Source organism: Erythrobacter sp. SDW2 (assembly GCF_021431965.1).
GTDB lineage: Bacteria > Pseudomonadota > Alphaproteobacteria > Sphingomonadales > Sphingomonadaceae > Parerythrobacter.
The window spans coordinates 1,157,559-1,175,749 of the sequence record NZ_CP090370.1 but is presented as its reverse complement, the minus strand read 5'-3'; the positions used below and the strand labels follow the sequence as shown (position 1 = coordinate 1,175,749).

Annotated in this window: 16 protein-coding genes; 12 read left to right on the top strand and 4 right to left on the bottom strand. The window is 65.8% G+C overall.

What is annotated here, in order from left to right; genetic code table 11:
- Positions 1 to 87: 87 nt before the first annotated feature.
- The 4 genes from uvrB to LY632_RS05630 all read left to right on the top strand — a co-directional run bounded on the left by uvrB (position 88) and on the right by LY632_RS05630 (position 4,945).
- On the top strand, positions 88 to 2,271 hold the full coding sequence (gene uvrB, locus LY632_RS05645) for an excinuclease ABC subunit UvrB (protein ID WP_234092825.1): 2,184 nt from the start codon (positions 88 to 90) through the stop codon (positions 2,269 to 2,271).
- 35 nt (positions 2,272 to 2,306) lie between these two features.
- Entirely contained in the window at positions 2,307 to 2,744 is a 438-nt protein-coding gene (locus tag LY632_RS05640; protein WP_234092824.1) for a hypothetical protein, read from the top strand.
- 88 nt (positions 2,745 to 2,832) lie between these two features.
- A complete protein-coding gene (locus LY632_RS05635; protein ID WP_234092823.1) occupies positions 2,833 to 4,344 on the top strand; it encodes a S10 family peptidase in 1,512 nt (503 codons plus the stop codon).
- A 55-nt stretch (positions 4,345 to 4,399) separates the two neighbouring features.
- A complete protein-coding gene (locus tag LY632_RS05630) occupies positions 4,400 to 4,945 on the top strand; it encodes a hypothetical protein (protein WP_234092822.1) in 546 nt (181 codons plus the stop codon).
- On the opposite strand, the gene LY632_RS05625 is transcribed toward LY632_RS05630, so the two are convergent.
- Positions 4,917 to 6,995 (bottom strand): protein-disulfide reductase DsbD, encoded by a 2,079-nt coding sequence (locus tag LY632_RS05625; protein WP_234092821.1) that lies wholly within the window; start codon positions 6,993 to 6,995, stop codon positions 4,917 to 4,919. The two genes, LY632_RS05630 and LY632_RS05625, sit on opposite strands and share 29 nt — an antisense overlap.
- Positions 6,996 to 7,042: 47 nt before the next feature.
- On the opposite strand from LY632_RS05625, the gene LY632_RS05620 reads away from it, so the two are divergent.
- Positions 7,043 to 8,257, top strand: a complete 1,215-nt coding sequence (locus tag LY632_RS05620) for an FAD-dependent monooxygenase (RefSeq protein ID WP_234092820.1) — start codon at positions 7,043 to 7,045, stop codon at positions 8,255 to 8,257.
- 3 nt (positions 8,258 to 8,260) lie between these two features.
- Here the strand turns inward: LY632_RS05620 and LY632_RS05615 are convergent, their stop codons facing one another.
- From LY632_RS05615 to hemC, 3 genes are all read right to left on the bottom strand, one after another.
- Positions 8,261 to 9,112 (bottom strand): MICOS complex subunit MIC60, encoded by an 852-nt coding sequence (locus tag LY632_RS05615; protein WP_234093154.1) that lies wholly within the window; start codon positions 9,110 to 9,112, stop codon positions 8,261 to 8,263.
- Between the two features lie 117 nt (positions 9,113 to 9,229).
- A complete protein-coding gene (locus LY632_RS05610) occupies positions 9,230 to 9,919 on the bottom strand; it encodes a uroporphyrinogen-III synthase (RefSeq protein ID WP_234092819.1) in 690 nt (229 codons plus the stop codon).
- On the bottom strand, positions 9,916 to 10,794 hold the full coding sequence (hemC, locus tag LY632_RS05605) for a hydroxymethylbilane synthase (protein ID WP_234093152.1): 879 nt from the start codon (positions 10,792 to 10,794) through the stop codon (positions 9,916 to 9,918). The genes LY632_RS05610 and hemC overlap by 4 nt, the downstream gene beginning before the upstream one ends.
- A 126-nt stretch (positions 10,795 to 10,920) precedes the next feature.
- Between hemC and tsaD the strand changes: the two genes are divergently transcribed.
- The 7 genes from tsaD to LY632_RS05570 all read left to right on the top strand — a co-directional run bounded on the left by tsaD (position 10,921) and on the right by LY632_RS05570 (position 18,185).
- Positions 10,921 to 11,955, top strand: coding sequence for a tRNA (adenosine(37)-N6)-threonylcarbamoyltransferase complex transferase subunit TsaD (tsaD, locus tag LY632_RS05600; protein WP_234092818.1), 1,035 nt, complete (start codon positions 10,921 to 10,923; stop codon positions 11,953 to 11,955).
- A 10-nt stretch (positions 11,956 to 11,965) separates the two neighbouring features.
- Positions 11,966 to 12,961, top strand: a complete 996-nt coding sequence (locus tag LY632_RS05595) for an NAD(P)H-dependent glycerol-3-phosphate dehydrogenase (protein WP_234092817.1) — start codon at positions 11,966 to 11,968, stop codon at positions 12,959 to 12,961.
- Between the two features lie 47 nt (positions 12,962 to 13,008).
- Positions 13,009 to 14,508 carry a lipopolysaccharide biosynthesis protein gene (locus LY632_RS05590; RefSeq protein ID WP_234093150.1) on the top strand — a complete coding sequence of 500 codons (1,500 nt, stop codon included), beginning with the start codon at positions 13,009 to 13,011 and terminating at the stop codon, positions 14,506 to 14,508.
- An 84-nt stretch (positions 14,509 to 14,592) separates the two neighbouring features.
- The gene (locus LY632_RS05585; RefSeq protein WP_234092816.1) at positions 14,593 to 16,302 is read left to right on the top strand and encodes a VWA domain-containing protein; all 1,710 of its coding nucleotides are present in this window, start codon (positions 14,593 to 14,595) and stop codon (positions 16,300 to 16,302) included.
- 44 nt (positions 16,303 to 16,346) lie between these two features.
- Positions 16,347 to 17,075: an OmpA family protein gene (locus tag LY632_RS05580; protein WP_234092815.1), complete on the top strand. Its 729-nt coding sequence runs from the start codon at positions 16,347 to 16,349 to the stop codon at positions 17,073 to 17,075.
- A gap of 150 nt (positions 17,076 to 17,225) precedes the next feature.
- Positions 17,226 to 17,741: a hypothetical protein gene (locus tag LY632_RS05575; RefSeq protein ID WP_234092814.1), complete on the top strand. Its 516-nt coding sequence runs from the start codon at positions 17,226 to 17,228 to the stop codon at positions 17,739 to 17,741.
- A gap of 69 nt (positions 17,742 to 17,810) precedes the next feature.
- Positions 17,811 to 18,185, top strand: coding sequence for a response regulator (locus LY632_RS05570; RefSeq protein WP_234092813.1), 375 nt, complete (start codon positions 17,811 to 17,813; stop codon positions 18,183 to 18,185).
- Positions 18,186 to 18,191 lie beyond the last annotated feature (6 nt).

Sequence of the window (18,191 nt, the reverse complement as noted above, 5' to 3'; positions counted from 1 at the left end):
CCTTTCCTGCAGAAGGGAACCTGCGAAGCTGTAACATGCGCAATTCCGGTCCTTGTGGCGGGCGATTTGGTTCTCCATATGTACCGCATGGCAGAACTGGTGATCAGGCGCGGGCTGGACGAGCCCGAGACCGGCGAGAATTTCGTCCCCCACCGCCCCGCGCGGCCCGAAAAATCGCTCCCCGGCAAGCGGTTCGAGCTGGTCAGCGACTACGAACCTTCAGGCGATCAGCCGACCGCGATTGCCGAGCTTGTGGCGGGCGCGCGCGACGGCGAACAGACCCAGGTCCTGCTGGGGGTGACCGGCAGCGGCAAGACCTTCACCATGGCCAAGGTGATCGAGACCTTGCAGCGCCCCGCGCTGGTGCTGGCCCCCAACAAGATCCTCGCCGCGCAGCTCTATGGAGAGTTCAAGAGCTTCTTCCCCAACAACGCGGTCGAGTATTTCGTCAGCTATTACGACTACTACCAGCCCGAGGCCTATGTGCCCCGGTCCGACACCTATATCGAGAAGGAAAGCTCGGTGAACGAGGCGATCGACCGGATGCGCCACTCGGCCACCCGCGCCTTGCTCGAGCGCGACGACGTGATCATCGTCGCCTCGGTCTCGTGCCTCTACGGTATCGGTTCGGTCGAGACCTATTCGGCGATGATTTTCGACCTCAAGGTCGGGGCGAGCGAGGACCAGCGCGAGATCATCCGCAAGCTGGTCGCCCTGCAGTACAAGCGCAACGATACCGCCTTCGCGCGCGGCAACTTCCGCGTGCGGGGCGACAGCCTGGAAATCTTCCCAAGTCATCTGGAAGACACCGCGTGGCGCATCAGCTTCTTCGGCGACGAGATCGAGGCCATCGCCGAGTTCGATCCGCTGACCGGCAAGAAGGGCGACACGCTTGAGAAAGTGCGGGTCTACGCCAACAGCCACTATGTCACCCCCGGCCCGACGATGAAACAGGCGTCCGAAGCGATCAAGTTCGAGCTCGAGGAACGGCTCAAGGAGCTCCATGCCGAAGGCCGGTTGCTCGAAGCCCAGCGGCTGGAGCAGCGAACCAATTTCGACCTCGAGATGATCGCCGCCACCGGCAGCTGCGCGGGTATCGAGAACTACAGCCGCTTCCTCACCGGCCGCCTGCCCGGCGAGCCTCCGCCGACGCTGTTCGAATACCTGCCCGAAAACGCGTTGCTGTTCGTCGATGAAAGCCACCAGACCGTGCCGCAGATCGGGGCCATGGCGCGCGGGGACCATCGCCGCAAGCTGACGCTGGCCGAATATGGTTTCCGCCTGCCGAGCTGCATCGACAACCGCCCGCTGCGCTTCAACGAATGGGATGCGATGCGCCCGCAGACCTTCGCCGTCAGCGCCACGCCGGGCGGCTGGGAGATGGAGCAATCGGGCGGCGTCTTCGCCGAGCAGGTCATCCGCCCCACCGGACTGATCGACCCGCCGGTCGAGATTCGCCCGGTCGAGGATCAGGTGCAGGACTGTATCCAGGAATGCCTCGCCACGGCCAAACTCGGTTACCGCACGCTGGTCACCACGCTGACCAAACGGATGGCCGAGGATCTGACCGAATTCATGCACGAGGCCGGGGTGCGGGTGCGCTATATGCACTCCGACGTCGAGACGCTCGAACGCATCGAGCTGATCCGCGACCTGCGGCTGGGCGTCTACGACGTGCTGATCGGGATCAACCTGCTGCGAGAAGGGCTCGACATTCCCGAATGCGGGCTGGTGTGCATCCTCGATGCCGACAAGGAGGGCTTCCTGCGCTCCGAAACCTCGCTGGTGCAGACCATCGGCCGCGCCGCGCGCAATGTCGATGGCCGGGTGATCCTCTATGCCGACCGGGTCACCGGGAGCATGGAGCGTGCGATTGCGGAAACCGACCGCCGCCGCGAGAAGCAGCGCGCCTACAACGAAGAACACGGCATCACGCCCGAGACGATCCGGCGCGACATTGCCGACATCGTCGCCCACGCCGCCAGCCGCGACGCGGTGGTGGTCGACACCGGCGACGACGAGCGCAACAACCTCGTCGGGCATAACCTTCGCGCTTACATCGAAGACCTCGAAAAACGCATGCGCGATGCAGCGGCGAACCTCGAGTTCGAAGAGGCGGGGCGGCTGCGCGACGAAATCAGGCGGCTGGAAGCCGACGAGCTTGGCATCCCCGATGGCGAGAAGAAGGCTCCACTGGTGGGCCGGAGCAACGAGGGCAAGCCGGGGACGCGGAAGATGCGGTACGGGCGGACGCAGCGGAAGATGCGTTGATTGACCTGCGGGCCTGCGGTGCTACGCCATCCGGCATGAGGTTTCTTGTCCCCGTCCTGCTGGTCTTGGCGGCGGCGTTTGCTGTCCCCGCCGCTGCCTGCACCATACCGCCTCCGCCGCCCATGACGGCAGAGGAGAAGGCCGCGCTTGCTTTGCAGAAAGACCGGGAGTTCGTCGAGCGCGTGCGGTCAGCGGTTCTCGTGCTGGAAGTTCAGGCGCTCACGACCTCAGGAGCAAATGTTTCAAAGGCGAAATTCAGGATACTCAAGGTTTTGCGCGGAGATGCCAGAACCGGAGCGAAGCTCAAACTGCGTACGGTTGATCAATCGTTGTGTGGAGCCGGCGGGGTCGAGCGCGGTGAGAGGGGCATCATTTATGTAACGGTCGACCAACCAGACCTGTTCAATGGTTTCCTGTCGGATCATCATCTTGCGCTTCTCGCCGAAGCGGGGGTTGTCCCTGAAATCCGCTAGCTCACAGACTCATTGGGCGGCCAGCTAGGCGTTGACGCAGACCGCGCGACCCTGCCATTCTTGGGTCAGATCAGGGGAAGTTATCCGAATGAAATCCGTCCGCCAAATTGCGCTTCTGGCCGCGGCCAGCTTTGCGACCACCGCCGCGTCCGTTGCTATCGCGCAGGACAAGCCAGCTTCCGAAAAGGCCAAGCCCGCCACCCCCGAACTCCAGACCCGCACCCGCGACATGTCAGGCACTTTCGGCGGGCAGCGGGTCGATTACCGGGCGACGATCCAGGAAAACCTGCTGTCCGGCGATGACGGCACGCCCGAAGCTGTGATCGTCACCACCAGCTATGTGAAGGCCGGGCGCGATCCGTCGCGGCCGGTGTTCTTCCTCTTCAACGGCGGGCCGGGCTCGGGTTCGGTCTGGCTGCAGATGGGCGCCTTCGGACCCAAGCGGGTGGCGATTCCCAGCGACGCGCGCGACGATGGTGCGCCGCCCTATCCGCTGCTCGATAATCCCGACAGCCTGCTCGACGTCGCCGACCTCGTCTTCATCGACCCGCCGGGCACCGGCTTCAGCTATCTGACCGAGGGGACCGATCCCAAGAAGTACTACGGCCTCGAAGCCGATGCCCGCGCGGTGGCCAAGGTCATCCGGCTGTGGCTCAACCAGAACGGCCGCTGGAACAGCCCGAAGTATCTCGGCGGCGAAAGCTACGGCACCACCCGCACCGCCATGGTCGCGCGGGAGCTGGAGGGGAACACCTACAATGATGTCGGCCTCAACGGGCTGATCCTGATCTCGACCATTCTCGATTTCGCCGGGCGCGAGCCGACGCCGGGCAACGAGCTGGCCTATATCGTCACCCTGCCCAATATGGCCGCTGCCGCATACTATCACGGCAAGGTCGAGGCTCCGTCGGTCGAAGCCATTGTCGAGGAGGCGCGGCAGTTCGCCATAGGTCCCTTCGCCACTGCGCTCCTCAAAGGGCAGGACCTGCCTGCCGACGAGCGTGCTGCGGTGCGCAAGGAACTGTCGCGGCTGACCGGCCTTTCCGAAACCTATCTCGACCAGGCGAACCTGCGCGTCACCTCGGAGCGCTTCTACAAGGAACTGCTGCGCGACCGGGGCCTGACCATCGGGCGGCTCGATTCCCGCTACACCGGGCGCGATTTCGACAATGCCGGGGAAACGCCGGACAACGACCCCAGTTTCTACGGCATCGACGCGGGCTATTCCGCCGCGATCAACAGCTGGGCGCGCGAGACGCTCGGCTTCCAGACGGACCGCGAGTACCAGTCGATCGGGCGCGAGCCAGGGCGGTATTGGGAATGGTCGCTGTCGGGCGGCGGCCGCGGGGCCTATCTCAATGTCGCACCCTTTATCGGCGAGGCGATGCGGCAGAATGCGGGCCTGCGGACCTTCGTGGCGCAGGGCTATTACGACTTTGCCACGCCGTTCTTCGGGGCCGAATATTCCCTCAAGCGGACCGGCATCCCGCAGGACCGGGTCGAGTGGCATTACTACGATGCGGGCCACATGATGTATGTCCGCGACGAAGACCGGGCCAAGCTGTCACGCGATATCCGCGCGTTCATTCGCGGGGGCTGAGGACAGCGCGGACACACGGCTTGCATCTGGATGCAGCCCCGCGCATTTCGCAGCCATGAGGATTGCCCCCGCATTGCTGCTCCTGCTCGCCGCGTGCCAGCCGCCGGCGGCGGACGACTATCTGGAGCGCGGGTTGGCCAAGGACGACCTGCCGCAAGCCTCGGCCCCTATTCCCTCGCCTGACACCACCGAAGCGATCTGGGCCCCGGCCAAGCAGCCGAAGCGGTTGCTGTTCGGTGTGCCGGGGGAAACGCCGCTCCTCGCCATGCAGTGCGAGGGGACGGGCGAGAAGGCCAAGCTCACCTTCACCCGCTTCGTCCGGGCCGACCGCGAGGCGCAGGCGATGATGGCGCTGGTCGGAAACTTCCATGCCTTGCGCCTGCCGGTGGATTCGACCTGGAACGGTCGCGCATGGCTGTGGCAGGGATCGGTTGCGGCCGACAATCCTGACCTCGAAGCGCTGACCGGCACCCGGGAAGTCGAAGCGACAGTACCGGGCGCAGGAACTTTGGTGATGGCCCCCAGCCCGCTGACCCGCGAACTGATCGATGCCTGCCGCAGCGGGGCGGAAGCTACCGCTCCCGCCCAGCCAGCTCGATAAGGCTGTCCGGCCCCAGCAGTTGCGGCAATTGCTCCGGCTCAGCAGCTCCCGGCTCGTACCACAGGTAGAGCGGCACGCCGGCCGCCCCGCGTTCGCTGAGGAATTCGGTAATCTCCGGCTGGCGCAGGGTCCAGTCCCCGCGGAGCGTGATGACGCCCGCCTTGTCGAACGCCGCGCGGGTCGCCTCGCGTTCGATGGCGACCTTCTCGTTGACCTTGCAGCTGACGCACCAGTCGGCGGTGAAATAGACGAACAAGGGTTGGCCGGTGGCGCGGGCTTCAGAGAGTGCATCTTGGGAGAAAGAAGCGGATTCGAGCACGCTTTCGTTGGCTGATGGTGCCGTCGGTGCGAACTGCACGTACGCAATGGATGCGAAGATCAATGCACCAGCCAGCTCGATTGCAGCTAGAGGCCTCTGGCCTTTCTGAATGGCAACAACTGTGAGGACAACTCCGAGCGCCGCGCCAAATGCTGCTCCAGCAAACATCGCGCCGCCCATCCGCCACAGCAGCCAGATCAGCGCCAGCGCCGTCAACGCCATCGGCACCGCCAGTGCCTTGCGGAAGGTCACCATCCACAGCCCCGGCTTGGGCAAGCGGTTGCGAAACGCGGGGACGAAGCCGAGCAGCAGGAACGGCAGCGCCAACCCCAGCCCGAGGGCCGCGAACAGCAAGAGCGCCACAGGCGTCGGGAGCAACAGCGCCGCGCCCAGCGCCGCCGCCATGAAGGGGCCGGTGCAAGGCGTAGCCACAAACGCTGCCAGGAGCCCCGTCGTGAATGCCCCGCGCGGCGTGCTGCCGCCGGAAATGGCCAGCCCCGGCAATTCGAACAGCCCCCACAGATTGGCCGTGATCAGCACTGCCAGCGCCAGCAGTGCGACGACCACCGCCGGTTCCTGCAACTGGAAGGCCCAGCCGACCTGCTCGCCTGCCGCCCGCAGCGCCAGCATGATCGCGCCCAGCGCGACGGAGGCCAGTACCACCCCGGCGGTATAAGCGAGCCCCTCGATCCGCGCCTCGCGCTCGCCTTCTCCGGCGCAGGCGAGGCTCAGCGCCTTGAGGCTCAGGATCGGGAAGACGCAGGGCATGACATTGAGCAACAGTCCGCCGAGCAGCGCCCCCGCCAGCAGCAGCCACAGGGCCGGGGTTTCACTGTCTCGCGCCATCAGCCGCGTGCCCCCGCCCGGCACCTTGCCGCGTTCGGCAACGAAGCGCAGGCCTTCGCTGTCGCTCCACGCGATGATGCCGTCGATCTGATCCGGTGCGGGCGCAAACTCCACGCTGGACCCGGCGGGCAGCACCAACCGGTTGAGCGGCACTTCCGCCACCAGCCAGTCGCCCTTGCGGGCAAAGCCTTGCGGCGCGGCATAGGCGGGTTGCAGTCCATCGCCCAGTTCGCGCGCGCCGACGAACAGGTGCGGCATGCCGACATCGAGCGAGGCCGGGACCGGGATCGCAACCCGCAGCAGCTCGCCTTTCACTTCAAAGGTGCCCTTGCTCTCGATCAGAGGAGCAAGCGCACTGCGCCATTGTGTGAAGTCGCTGCTGTCGCTGTCGCTAATGCCGATTGGGACAGTCGTCGAAAGCTTGGCATCCTGCGGCACGCAGATTTCGTCGGTGCAGGCGAGGTAGAAGGCCTCGACGCCGATATTGAGCCGGTCCCCGCCGCGCCAGTCCTGCGCCAGCTTCAGCGGAACCAGCACCGCATAGTCGCCTTCGAAGATGTGGTTCATCAGCCCGTCGATCAGCAGCCGCTTGGGCACCGGATAGAGCGGTTCGCCCACCGTCACGCCATCGGGCAGGTCCCATTCGAGCTGCATCCCCAGCCCGGCATCGCCCGGGTTCTTCCAGTATCCGTGCCATTCGGGCGCGACCGGCTGGAACCGCAGCGCCAGCATCACCTCGCCGCCGGGCGCAACCGGCCCCTCCACCAGGAGCGAAGCTCGGATATAGGTTTCCTGCGCCTGCGCAGGCTGCGCTGCGATCAATGCCGCGAGCATCAGGGCGAACAGGGCAACAATGCGGCTGAAGGTCGATCTTGCGGAGAGCATCAATAAGGTCCTATCGCGCCCTGTAGATGGCTAAGCAAAGGGAATCCATGGCCGAGACACGCGATCTGTTGATCCTGGGCGGCGGGCTGGTCGGCATGACGCTGGCGCTGGCTGCGGCGCGGCGCGGCTTTACCTGCCACGTGGTCGACAATGCCGATCCGGCAAACGTGACCGCCGATGGCTTCGACGGACGCGCCACGGCCATCTCCACCGCCAGCTGGAACCTGTTCCGCCATATCGGCCTTGCCGATACGCTCGAGCCGCATGGCTGCCCGATCGATGCCATTGCCGTCTCCGACCAGATGAAGCCCGGCCGGATCGACTTCCGGCCCGAACCGCACGAGGATTCGCTCGGGCGGATGTTCGCCAATCGCACGCTCAGGGTTACACTGTTCGAAGCCGCACGCGCTGAAACGAACATCGCCTGGCACGCCCCGGTGCAGGTGATCGAGCGGCACCGCGATGCCTTCGGCGTTTCGGCCACGCTGGCAGATGGCACGATGCTCAAGGGCCGCCTCATGATCGCTGCCGAAGGGCGCGGCTCGCCGACGCGGGACGAGGAAGGGCTAAACCTCGCCAAGTGGGATTACAGCCACCGCGCGATCATCGTCGGGCTCGATCACGAGAAGCCGCACGAGAATGTCGCGTGGGAAATCTTCTATCCCGATGGCCCCTTCGCCCTGCTGCCGCTGCTCGAGGGGCCGGATGGCCGGCATCGCAGCGCGCTGGTGTGGACGGTGGACGAATCCGACGCGGCCGGTGTGCTCAAACTGTCCGATCGTGCATTCCTCGCCGAGGTCGAGAAACGCATGGGCGGGCTGTTCGGCACGATCACCCTCAACAGCAAGCGGTCTTCCTATCCGCTGAGCTTCCAGCATACCTCCAAGCTCGTCGGCGAGCGGTTGGCGCTAGTGGGCGATGCGGCGCACGGGATGCATCCGATTGCGGGGCAAGGCTTCAACCTCGGGCTGCGCGATGTTGGGGCGCTGGTCGAGGTACTGACCGAGGGGCGGCGGCTCGGGCTCGATCCGGGCGATGCGCAGATGCTCAAGAAATACGAGGACTGGCGCGCGCTCGATGCGCTGATGGTGATGAGCGCGACCGATGGCCTCACCCGCCTGTTCGGCGTGCCGGGCAAGGCGGCCAGCGCGGTGCGGCGGCTGGGCATGGGTGCGGTCCAGCGCACGCCGATGCTGAAGGATTTCTTCATGAACGAGGCGCGCGGTGTAACCGGTCAGCGGCCGGAATTGCTCCGGCATTAAGGGTCAGCGCCGGGCGGGTACCTCGGTCTGCGGCACCTGGTCGAGCGGGCTCGGCTGGCCGATGGGATTGCCCACCCCGTCCCGCAGGCGGCGGCGTTCCACCAGCGCCGCAGTCTCGATCAGGTCAAGCGCACGTTGGGCTGCGGCATAACGTTTGGCATCCTGGAGCCACCCCTTGGCCGCAGCCGCCCCGGGCATGGCCTCCACCTCCTGGATCGCCGAATTGTAGCGCCCGCTTTCGAGAAATAGCCGCGCTCGCTCCATCCGCCGCAAAGGTTGCGGGGATGGCGAAGTCTCGCGGCGGACAATGAACAGCTCGCCGATTTCGCGACGCAACCAGGCGAAACTCGGCTCGGTTTCGGCATTTCGGAGGTCGGGTTCAAGCCCTTGGAGCCGGGCTATCAAGGAATCCAGGGTGACAGGATTGCGCGACATCGAGATGATCGTTTCGACCGCATTGGGCCAGCCATCACCGAACCGCAGCCGCAACTGGTCAGCGAGATAGCCCAGCTCCCCACCCTTTTCGATCACCCGCCTGGTAGCAAAAGCGATCAACAGGCCTTCCGCCCGGGCCGCATTACCTGCCGCTGCCTGCGCCTGAAGGTCGAGCCTGGTCAGTCGCTGCTCTGCCGCCGCCAGGCGCGCGTCGATGCCGCCCTGCTGCTCGGCAACCCGCTCGACTGCCTCGGCCGCCGCAGAGGCCGAGGCTTCGGGAGTGGGTGACGCCGGTGCACCCGCCAGCGCCTGCTGTTCGGGCGGTGGCACATCCTGCAGCGCTCCAGCCCCATCCTGCGCGCCGTCAAAACCGCTGCGCCACCACATATAGCCCGCCACCGATGCGCCGAGCAGGAGCACCAAGAGGGCTATCCCGAGGATGCCCTTGAAGGATCCACTAGCCGTCGACTCGCCTGTCAAACCGTCCGTCCCGTCTTGTTCATGACCCGCTGTCGCGCTTTCTCGCGCAATCAATATTTACCAGTGCTGTTTCTGGCACAGTCCGGCGACCATTTCCAACAGTGCTGCGTCGCTGCGGGCCGGTGCGATGTGGACAGAGTTCCAGCCTCCGCCCGCCATTTCGGCAATGCGTGGTGCCAGCACGGCCAGCGCGATCTTCACCTTGTCGATGCCAAGCCATTCACATTGCTCTGCAAAATGGCGTGCCATCTCGCCTGAATGGAGCATCGCCACTCCACCCTGCTCCAGCAATTCTCCTTGCGCAGGGGTCAGCGACAAAAAATGCGCGGCATAGGCAATGACAGTGACTGTTGTGGTCGATGCAGGCGAATCCACCGGCAAATGGGCTTCGCCAGCGAGACGCAATAGCCGGCGTGGCGCATCGTCGAGGCTGTCGAGCAGACGCTGCAACCCGCCTTCCCCCACGCAATCGACGCGAAAACCCGCCTCGCGCGCGGCCTGCGCGGTCGCCCCACCAACCGCCAGCACCGGCAAGTGCCGTACCTTGTCGAGCTCCTTGCCGCCATGGCGGATCGCGTTGGCGCTGCTGATCAGGATCGCGTCGAACGGTTCGGCGGGGGCCTTCCAGGCGACCGGTTCGACCTTGGCCAGTGGCATACCGCGTGCAGGAATGCCGTGCCCGAAGGCTCCGACAAGGGTGGACGTCAGCCCCGGTTCGGGCCGCAGTACGTAAACCGCCTTGCTCAATCGCCGCCCCCGAACACGGCGCGGACAGCGGGGCTTGCGCTCGACAGCAGGTCCGCTGCCAAGGCCGACAATGCCGCATTATCGCCCGGAGCGACCGTTGCTTCGGCCTCGATCCGTTCGCGCCCGTCGGGACTGTAGATCGCGGCGCGCATGCGGATGGTTCCTCGCTGCGCCGAAGCCAGGACTGCAATCGGGCTATGGCAGGTGCCTTCCAGCGCCTCGAGCAATCCCCGCTCCGCCATCACTTCCGCGCGCGAGGGCGCATGGTCGAGCGGGGCCAGCAGTTCCCGCACGCGCGCATCGCCGGCCCGGCATTCCAGCCCGATCGCCCCTTGCGAGGGGGCAGGCAGCCATGCTTCCTCGTCCAGCAACACGCCAATCTCGCTCTGGCCCAGCCGTTCCAGACCCGCAGCGGCGAGCAGGGTCACATCGGCCTCGCCCTCCGTCAGCTTGCGCAGACGGGTGGCGACATTGCCGCGAAAGGTTACCACGGTCACATCGGGCCGGTGATGCAGCATCTGCGCGGCCCGGCGCGGCGCGCTGGTGCCGACAACCGCGCCTTGCGGGATCCCCGCAATACTCTCTGCCCCTACCAGCACGTCTCGCTTGTCGGCGCGGGGCAGGATCGCGGCGATGGTCAGCCAGTCTGGCCGGATGGTTTCGACGTCTTTCATGGAATGGACCGAGACATCGATCCGGCCTTCGTGGAGCCAGCCGTCGAGCTCCTTGGTCCATAGCGCCTTGCCGCCGATTTCGGCCAGCGGACGGTCGAGCACCTTGTCGCCGCTGGCCACCACAGGGACCAGTTCGACCGCGCCGTCAGGCCAGCCGTGGGCATCGCACAGGCGGCGGCGGGTTTCCTCGGCCTGCGCCATGGCAAGCGGGGAATTGCGGGTCCCTAGTTTCAGGATGGGCATAGTAGGCATCGGCTTTGCTTGCTCTAGCGGGGGCTTCGTCTAAGGGGAAGCCATGCTTACGACTGGCGGCTTCAGAGAGCCTTGATGGCGGTTGTCCTCGGAATTGAATCGAGCTGCGACGAGACGGCGGTGGCGCTGGTGACCACGGATCGGCAGATCCTCGCCCAGCGGATCGCCTCGCAGGACGAGGCGCATGCGCCCTATGGCGGGGTCGTGCCGGAGATCGCCGCCCGCGCCCATGCCGAACGGCTGGCCCCCATGATCGAAACGGTGATGGCCGATGCAGGTCTCGGATACCGGGATCTCGCTGCCGTTGCCGCGACCGCCGGCCCGGGCCTGATCGGCGGGGTCATGGTCGGGCTGGTCAGCGCCAAGGCGCTGGCGATGGCGGCGGGCAAGCCGCTCTTGGCGATCAACCACCTCGAGGGGCATGCGCTGAGCCCGCGACTGGCCGATAGCGATCTGGAGTTCCCCTATGCCCTGCTGCTGGTATCGGGCGGCCATTGCCAGATCCTGCGGGTCGAGGGCGTCGGGCAGTACCGGCGGCTTGCGACCACCATCGACGATGCGCTGGGGGAGGCCTTCGACAAGACTGCCAAGATTCTCGGCCTCGGCTATCCCGGCGGTCCGGCGGTGGAGCGGTTGGCGCGCGAGGGCGATCCGATGGCCGTGCCCTTGCCCCGCCCGCTCGTGGGCAGTGGCGAGCCGCACTTCAGTTTCGCAGGACTGAAGAGCGCGGTGCTGCGAGCGAAGGATAGCGGCCGGCATAGCGACGCCGATATCGCTGCCGGCTTCCAGCAGGCAGCGCTGGATTGTGTGCTCGACCGGCTGCAGGTGGCGCTCGACAACTCCGCAGCGATGCCTTCGCTGGTCGTGGCCGGGGGCGTCGCGGCAAACCAGGCCATCCGCGCCGCGCTCGAGGAATTCGCCGCCGCTCGTGGGATGCACTTTGTCGCCCCGCCGCTGGCGTTGTGCACAGACAATGCCGCGATGATTGGCTGGGCCGGATGCGAGCGGCTAGAAAGCGGGCAGGACGATCCGCTCGATTTCCAGGCACGGCCGCGCTGGCCGCTCGATCCGGAGGCCGAGCCGGTGCGCGGCGCGGGGTACAAGGCGTGACGAGGTGGGCTTGAGTTACTCGGTAGCAGTGATCGGCGGAGGCGCATGGGGCACCGCGCTCGCCCAGATGCTGGCGAGCGACGGGCGCGACGTGCTGCTGTGGGCGCGCGAGGCGGAGGTGGTGGAAGAGATCAACGCCAGCCACCGCAACACCCCATTCCTGCCGAGCGCGGAACTGTCAGCCGCTATCCGCGCGACGGGCGATATTACAGAGCTTGCAGGCGTTCCCGTGGTGCTGGTGGTCAGCCCGGCGCAGCACAGCGCGGGCGTGCTCTCGACCTTGCCAGCCCCGCCGCAGGACCTGGTACTTTGCAACAAGGGCATCGAGCAGGCCTCGGGCCGGTTGATGAACCATGTCGCGGGCGAAGCCTGCCCCGGCAGCGAAGTCGCGGTCCTGTCGGGCCCGACCTTTGCGCACGAGGTCGCCGCTGGCCTGCCGACCGCCGTGACGCTGGCCTGCGGTGGCGGCCGGAGCCAGTGGGAGCGTTTGAAGCCCGTCATCGCGCGGCCTTCCTTTCGCCCCTATTACAGCGACGATGTGACCGGGGCCGAGATCGGCGGCGCGGTCAAGAACGTGCTCGCGATCGCTTGCGGGGTGGTGGACGGGCTTGGCCTTGGGCAGAACGCCCGCGCCGCGCTGATCGCGCGCGGTTATGCCGAAATGCTGCGTTTTGGCGAAGCGCTGGGCGCGCGTCCGGAAACGCTCGCCGGGCTGTGCGGATTGGGGGACCTTGTCCTGACCTGCTCTTCTACCTCGAGCCGCAATTTCTCGCTCGGCAAGGCTCTGGGTGAAGGCCGTTCGGCGGCTGAACTGATGGCCGACAGACGCACCGTGGCCGAGGGAGCGCATACTGCCCCGGTTCTGGCAAAGCTGGCGGCAGACCACGGCGTCGACATGCCGATAGTCGAGGCGGTTGGCGCGCTGCTGGGCGGCGAGCCCGCAGCACGGGTCGTGCAGCAGCTGCTGGCTCGCCCTCTGCGCGCCGAACAGGCAACCGGCGTTTGAGCACGTTGCCACCAGCCGAGCCCCCGGCGCGCGACGATGCCGAGGACATGGCCGCGCTCGCCAAGGGCGGTCGGACCAACTTCATCGGTTTCCTGCTGCGCCTGCTGGCGCGCATCCCGTTCCTGTTCATTGCCGGCCAGCTCTACGGTGCTGAAGCCATCGGGCGCTTCGCTTCGGCGCTGGTGGTGGTCGAACTGCTCGCCATGATCTGTTCGATGGGCGAGAAGCGTGGCCTCGCCCAGCGGCTTACAGAAGGCGAAGGCCCGCAATCGAACCTGGTGCTCGACGGCTTCCTGCTGGCGCTGGTCTTCTCCAGCATGGCAGCTGCCGTGCTGTGGTTCTTCCCCGCGCCGATGTTTCCCAACGGGATGAGCAGCCCGCTCGATATCTTCCTCGTGCTGGCCATCCCCGGCTTTGCCCTGACCGAAATCGCGCTCGCTGCGCAGGCCTACAAGTTCGACATCGCCACCACCGTCCGCGCCCGCGCCGTGGTGGAACCGTGGACGATCTCGATCATGGCCGGGGTGTTTTATTTCGTGCACCCGGACGGCGGGCTGGCCATGGCCTATCTCGCCTCGATCTATGCCGGGCTGGTGACGGCGCTATGGCCTTTCCTCAAGACCTATGGCCCGCCGCAGGGCTGGCGGCCGCACCCGGTCTACATGGCCAAGCTGGTTGCCCGCGCGCTGCCGTTGGCGACCGCCGATGCGATCGAGTGGGGCACGCGGCGGCTCGATATCTTCATTCTCGGCCTGTTCGCCTCGCCGGTGGCGGTCGGTATCTACTACATGGCGCAGCAGGTCGCGAGCCTGCCGCAGAAGCTGAAAACCAGTTTCGAACCGGTGCTGGGCCCGGTGATCACCAAGAACCTGCAGACCAGGAACTACGCCGCCATTGCCGCTCAGGTGTGCCAGGTCGGCTTCTGGATCATCGCCGCGCAGGCCGGGATCGCGCTGGCGCTGGGCATCCCGGGCGAAGCACTGATGGGCCTGTTCGGCAGTGACGGCGAATTCGTCGGCGGAACCGGGGCGCTGGCTTTCCTGCTCGCCGCCGAGGTTGTGGCGGCAACCGCCGTCGTCTCCGAAGCGGCGCTGGTCTATGTCGCCCGCATCCGCAATTTCTGGATCTCCATCGGCACGATCCTGCTGCAAGGCGCGCTTACGGTAACGGTTCTGACGACCATCGACCGGCTGGACTGGGGAGCAGGCTACATGGCCGCAGGGGCGGCGATCTCGCTGATGGCGGCGCTGGGACTGGCTTCGATCATCAAGGCGCTGCTGCTCGGCCGCATCCTCGGCCATCCGATCAACAACTGGCGCTGGGCGCTGGTCTGGGCGGCCGCCCCGGCCGTCGTTGTAGGGTGGCTGATTACCCGGCTGCCGCGCTCGTTCGAATGGGTGGAACTGGTGGTGGGGATTCCGCTGATCCTCGGCACCTATGGCTATGTCATCTGGCATCGCGGATTCGGACCGGAGGACCGGGTGTTGTTCCGCAAGAATATCGGCGGCGATGCGACCCCGGAGGTACCCCCCACCCCCCAATCCTGACGACACTCTGACGCATACATTCAGAAGGTGTTCACGCGTTTGGTCGATGCTGGAGCAGGGGTTGAAGTGATTGGAGGGACTGCCATGCGTGTTGCCGGATTTGCTGTCGTAAGTGTGCTCGCCGTGGCGGTCGCCGGGTGCCAGAGCTCTCCCGCCTCCGAAGATCTCGTCATCGCCCCTTCCCCGCCGCCCGTGGTGATGGCTCCGCCACCTCCGCCCTCTGGCATCGTCGTAACGGGATCGCGTATGGCAGGCGCAGTGCAGGAGTGGGCTTCCCCGGTATCGGTCGTCGATGCCTCGCAGGCACAGGCCAAGTCCGACTACCGCTATGTTCCGCCGGTGATCGTCCCGACCGATCCCGGCACCGAGCGCTACGACGGCAAGGAAGTCTCGCCGGTCAAGATTGCCGCAGCCGAGCCGCTTTCGACGTTCTCGGTCGATGTCGACACCGGGGCCTATGCCAACGCCCGGCGGTTCCTGACCCAGGGCCAGATGCCGCCCAAGGATGCGGTGCGGACGGAGGAGTTCATCAACTACTTCCGCTATGACTACACCCGTCCGGCGGACGAGGCGCAGCCCTTCAGCGTCAGCTTCGACGCCGCGCAGAGCCCGTGGAACGCCGAGACCCGGCTCGTCCGTATCGGCCTGGCCGGATACACATTGCCCGAAGACAGCCGACCGCCGGCCAATCTGGTGTTCCTGATCGATGTCTCGGGCTCGATGTTCGCCGCCGACAAGCTGCCGCTGGTCAAGACCGCACTGATCGGCCTCGCCAACCAGCTGACGAAGAAGGACAAGGTCTCTATCGTGGTCTACGCCGGCGCGGCAGGCCTCGTCCTCGACGCGACCAGCAACCCGGCCGAAATCCGCAACGCGATCAACGATCTCGAAGCCGGCGGTTCGACTGCGGGCGGGGCCGGGATCGAGCTCGCCTACCGCGTGGCCGAGGCCAATTTCATCAAGGGCGGGGTCAACCGCGTGATCCTCGCCACCGACGGCGACTTCAATGTCGGCCTGTCGAACACCGATGCGTTGATCGAAATGATCGAGAAGAAGCGCGAGAGCGGCGTTACGCTGACCACGCTCGGCTTCGGCCAGGGCAATTACAACGAAGCGCTGATGGAGCAGCTCGCCAACAAGGGGAACGGCAACTACGCCTATATCGACAGCGCCATCGAAGCGAAGAAGGTGCTGGGCGAGGAAATGGGCTCGACCATCTTCACCATCGCCAAGGACGTGAAGATCCAGGTCGAATTCAATCCCGCCGTGGTCAGCCAGTACCGCCTGATCGGCTACGAGAACCGCGCTCTGCGCAACGAGGATTTCGACAATGACGCGGTCGATGCCGGCGATATCGGTGCCGGGCACCAGGTCACCGCAATCTACGAGGTCGTGCTGAACGGTAGCAAGGGTTGGATCCCCGATCGCCGCTATGGCGACAAGCTGCCCGCCAGCGCGCTCGACCAGGCCGATGAAGCGGCTTACGTCAAGCTGCGCTACAAGCTGCCCGATGGCGAGACGTCGAAGCTGATCGATTTCGTCCTGCCCGCGAGCAAGCTCAAGGCTGCCGGGGCGCCCAAAGGTGACTTCGCCTTTGCCGCTGCGGTCGCCGGGTTCGGGCAGAAACTGCGCGGCGATCCGCTGCTCAATGGCTTCAGCTATGACCAGCTCGCCAGCCTCGCCGGCAAGCAGGACGATTTCTATCGCCAGGAGTTCGTCAAGCTGGCTGGTGTTGCCGGCGGCATGACCGATCTGAGGACGATGGGTGGTGACGAGGGACAGGGCGGCCAGTAGCCCCCTTTCCTAATCCGCACCAACTTGGCTAGAGGGGCGGAGTCATGTTCCGCCCTGCCATCGCCATCCTTGCCGGTGCCTTGCTCACCGTCGCTCTCGCCCTAGTAGGTGCGGGGATGAGTGCGCAGGAGCTGTCAGAGCGGCTTTCGGCCGAAGCAAAGGCGGCGATCGACGGCCGCCCGGTCACCGCCCGCTTTACATCCGAAGGCGGCTCGCCCAGCCGCCATGCCATGCTGACCCCGCGCGGTGATGTGCCGGAAAAGATCCGCGCCCAAGTGGCCGGGGCAGTCGCCGCCATACCCGGCGTGGGCGGAGTCCACTGGACCGATGGCACCATGCTGGCCGATGCGGGCGAAGTCCCGCTCGAGGCGCTGCAATGCCAGGACGATGTCGCCGCTATCCTCGGTGCCCGCACCATCCGCTTCGAAGAATCGAGCGCGGAACTTGCTGCCGGCGGCACCGACTTGCTCGACGAGGTCGCTGCCGCATTGCGCCCGTGCTTCGGGGCGAGGATCGCGATTACCGGGCATACCGATGGCTCCGGCGATGAACCGGCCAACAAGGTCCTCTCTCTGGAACGCGCGGACATGGTGAAGCGCGCCCTCGTCGCGCGCGGCATTCCCGAAGCCAGCCTGCAAACCAAGGGTCTCGGTTCATCCGTCCCTGTGGCTGGCCTTGATCCGTCCGATCCCGCCAATCGCAGGATCGAATTCAAGGTCGTGGCTCGCCTACAGGTCAAGCCAAGCCCCATCGATACGCCGGGTCCCAGGTAATGGATTGCCGATGATACCGATCTGGTTCGAACTCGTCTTGCTGATGTTATTCACCTATGCAGTGGGCCTAGGTATCGGCTGGCTGCTGTGGGGACGAGACCCTGCCGCCCCTGCCGAACCTGCGCCTGAACCTCTGGGAGACTCCGCCAAATGATCGAGCTGGTCGAAGCCAACTGGCCGCTGTTCCTCGTTGCCCTGCTGATCGGTCTTGCCGTCGCCTGGTTCCTGTTCAAGGGCAGCCGGCGGACCACCGTCCTGCGCGAAAGCGATGACACTGAAGGCAAGCCTGCCGCGCGCAACCAGGCCCTGATCGACGCGCCACCGGTTGCTGCTGCGCCCGTCATGCCCATCGCGCCTATGGGGGTCGCAGGGGCCGGAACCGCGGTCGCTGCCGCCCAGGCTGCGGCGGTCGAGGCAATCAGCGGTGACGACCTGACGCGGATCAAGGGCGTCGGCCCCAAGCTGGTCGAAATGCTGCGCGGGCTGGGCGTCACCAGCTTCCAGCAGATTGCCGACTGGAGCGATGCCGACATCGACCGGATCGATGCCGAGCTCGGTCGCTTCCAGGGCCGTATCCGGCGTGACGACTGGGTGGCACAGGCGAAGCTGCTCGCCAGCGGCGATACTGCCGGATACGAGGCCCGGTTCGGCAAGCTCGAAGGCTGATCCCCAGGCGGGAACCAATCCTGCCCTCTTCCGTTTGTTCCGTTGGGGAATTCCTTGGGAGAGGATGCAGTGGATCAACCGTTTGTCATGATTGCCGAGGATGAGCCCATCATCGGTTACGACCTGTGCCTTACGGTCGAGGAAGCCGGCTGCGAGGTCGAAGGGCCGCTGCCGGATGTTTCCTCCGCCATGTTATCCTGTCAGCGGCGCAAGCCGGACCTCGCCATCCTCGATATCAACCTCGGCCGCGAAGAAGTTTACCCCCTGGCAGAGAAACTGCTGGCCGAGGACGTGAAGGTGATCTTCCATTCGGCCCTTTATTTTTCGGAGGAGGTGCAGGAGCGTTTCCCCGACGCGGTAATGGTCGGAAAGCCCTGTCCGCCGAGCGCGCTGCTGGCGACAGTTCACAGGGTGCTGGAGACCCACGGCCAAGAGCGGGCTTGAAGCCTC

Excerpts from the sequence above, each read along its gene's own strand:
- LY632_RS05575 (WP_234092814.1), top strand. The coding sequence starts at position 17,226 with ATGATCGAGCTGGTCGAAGCCAACTGGCCGCTGTTCCTCGTTGCCCTG.
- LY632_RS05625 (WP_234092821.1), bottom strand. The coding sequence starts at position 6,995 with ATGCTCTCCGCAAGATCGACCTTCAGCCGCATTGTTGCCCTGTTCGCC.
- uvrB (WP_234092825.1), top strand. The coding sequence starts at position 88 with ATGGCAGAACTGGTGATCAGGCGCGGGCTGGACGAGCCCGAGACCGGC.
- LY632_RS05620 (WP_234092820.1), top strand. The coding sequence starts at position 7,043 with ATGGCCGAGACACGCGATCTGTTGATCCTGGGCGGCGGGCTGGTCGGC.
- LY632_RS05635 (WP_234092823.1), top strand. The coding sequence starts at position 2,833 with ATGAAATCCGTCCGCCAAATTGCGCTTCTGGCCGCGGCCAGCTTTGCG.
- LY632_RS05630 (WP_234092822.1), top strand. The coding sequence starts at position 4,400 with ATGAGGATTGCCCCCGCATTGCTGCTCCTGCTCGCCGCGTGCCAGCCG.
- LY632_RS05585 (WP_234092816.1), top strand. The coding sequence starts at position 14,593 with ATGCGTGTTGCCGGATTTGCTGTCGTAAGTGTGCTCGCCGTGGCGGTC.
- LY632_RS05580 (WP_234092815.1), top strand. The coding sequence starts at position 16,347 with ATGTTCCGCCCTGCCATCGCCATCCTTGCCGGTGCCTTGCTCACCGTC.
- tsaD (WP_234092818.1), top strand. The coding sequence starts at position 10,921 with ATGGCGGTTGTCCTCGGAATTGAATCGAGCTGCGACGAGACGGCGGTG.
- LY632_RS05590 (WP_234093150.1), top strand. The coding sequence starts at position 13,009 with ATGGCCGCGCTCGCCAAGGGCGGTCGGACCAACTTCATCGGTTTCCTG.
- LY632_RS05640 (WP_234092824.1), top strand. The coding sequence starts at position 2,307 with ATGAGGTTTCTTGTCCCCGTCCTGCTGGTCTTGGCGGCGGCGTTTGCT.
- hemC (WP_234093152.1), bottom strand. The coding sequence starts at position 10,794 with ATGGCGCAGGCCGAGGAAACCCGCCGCCGCCTGTGCGATGCCCACGGC.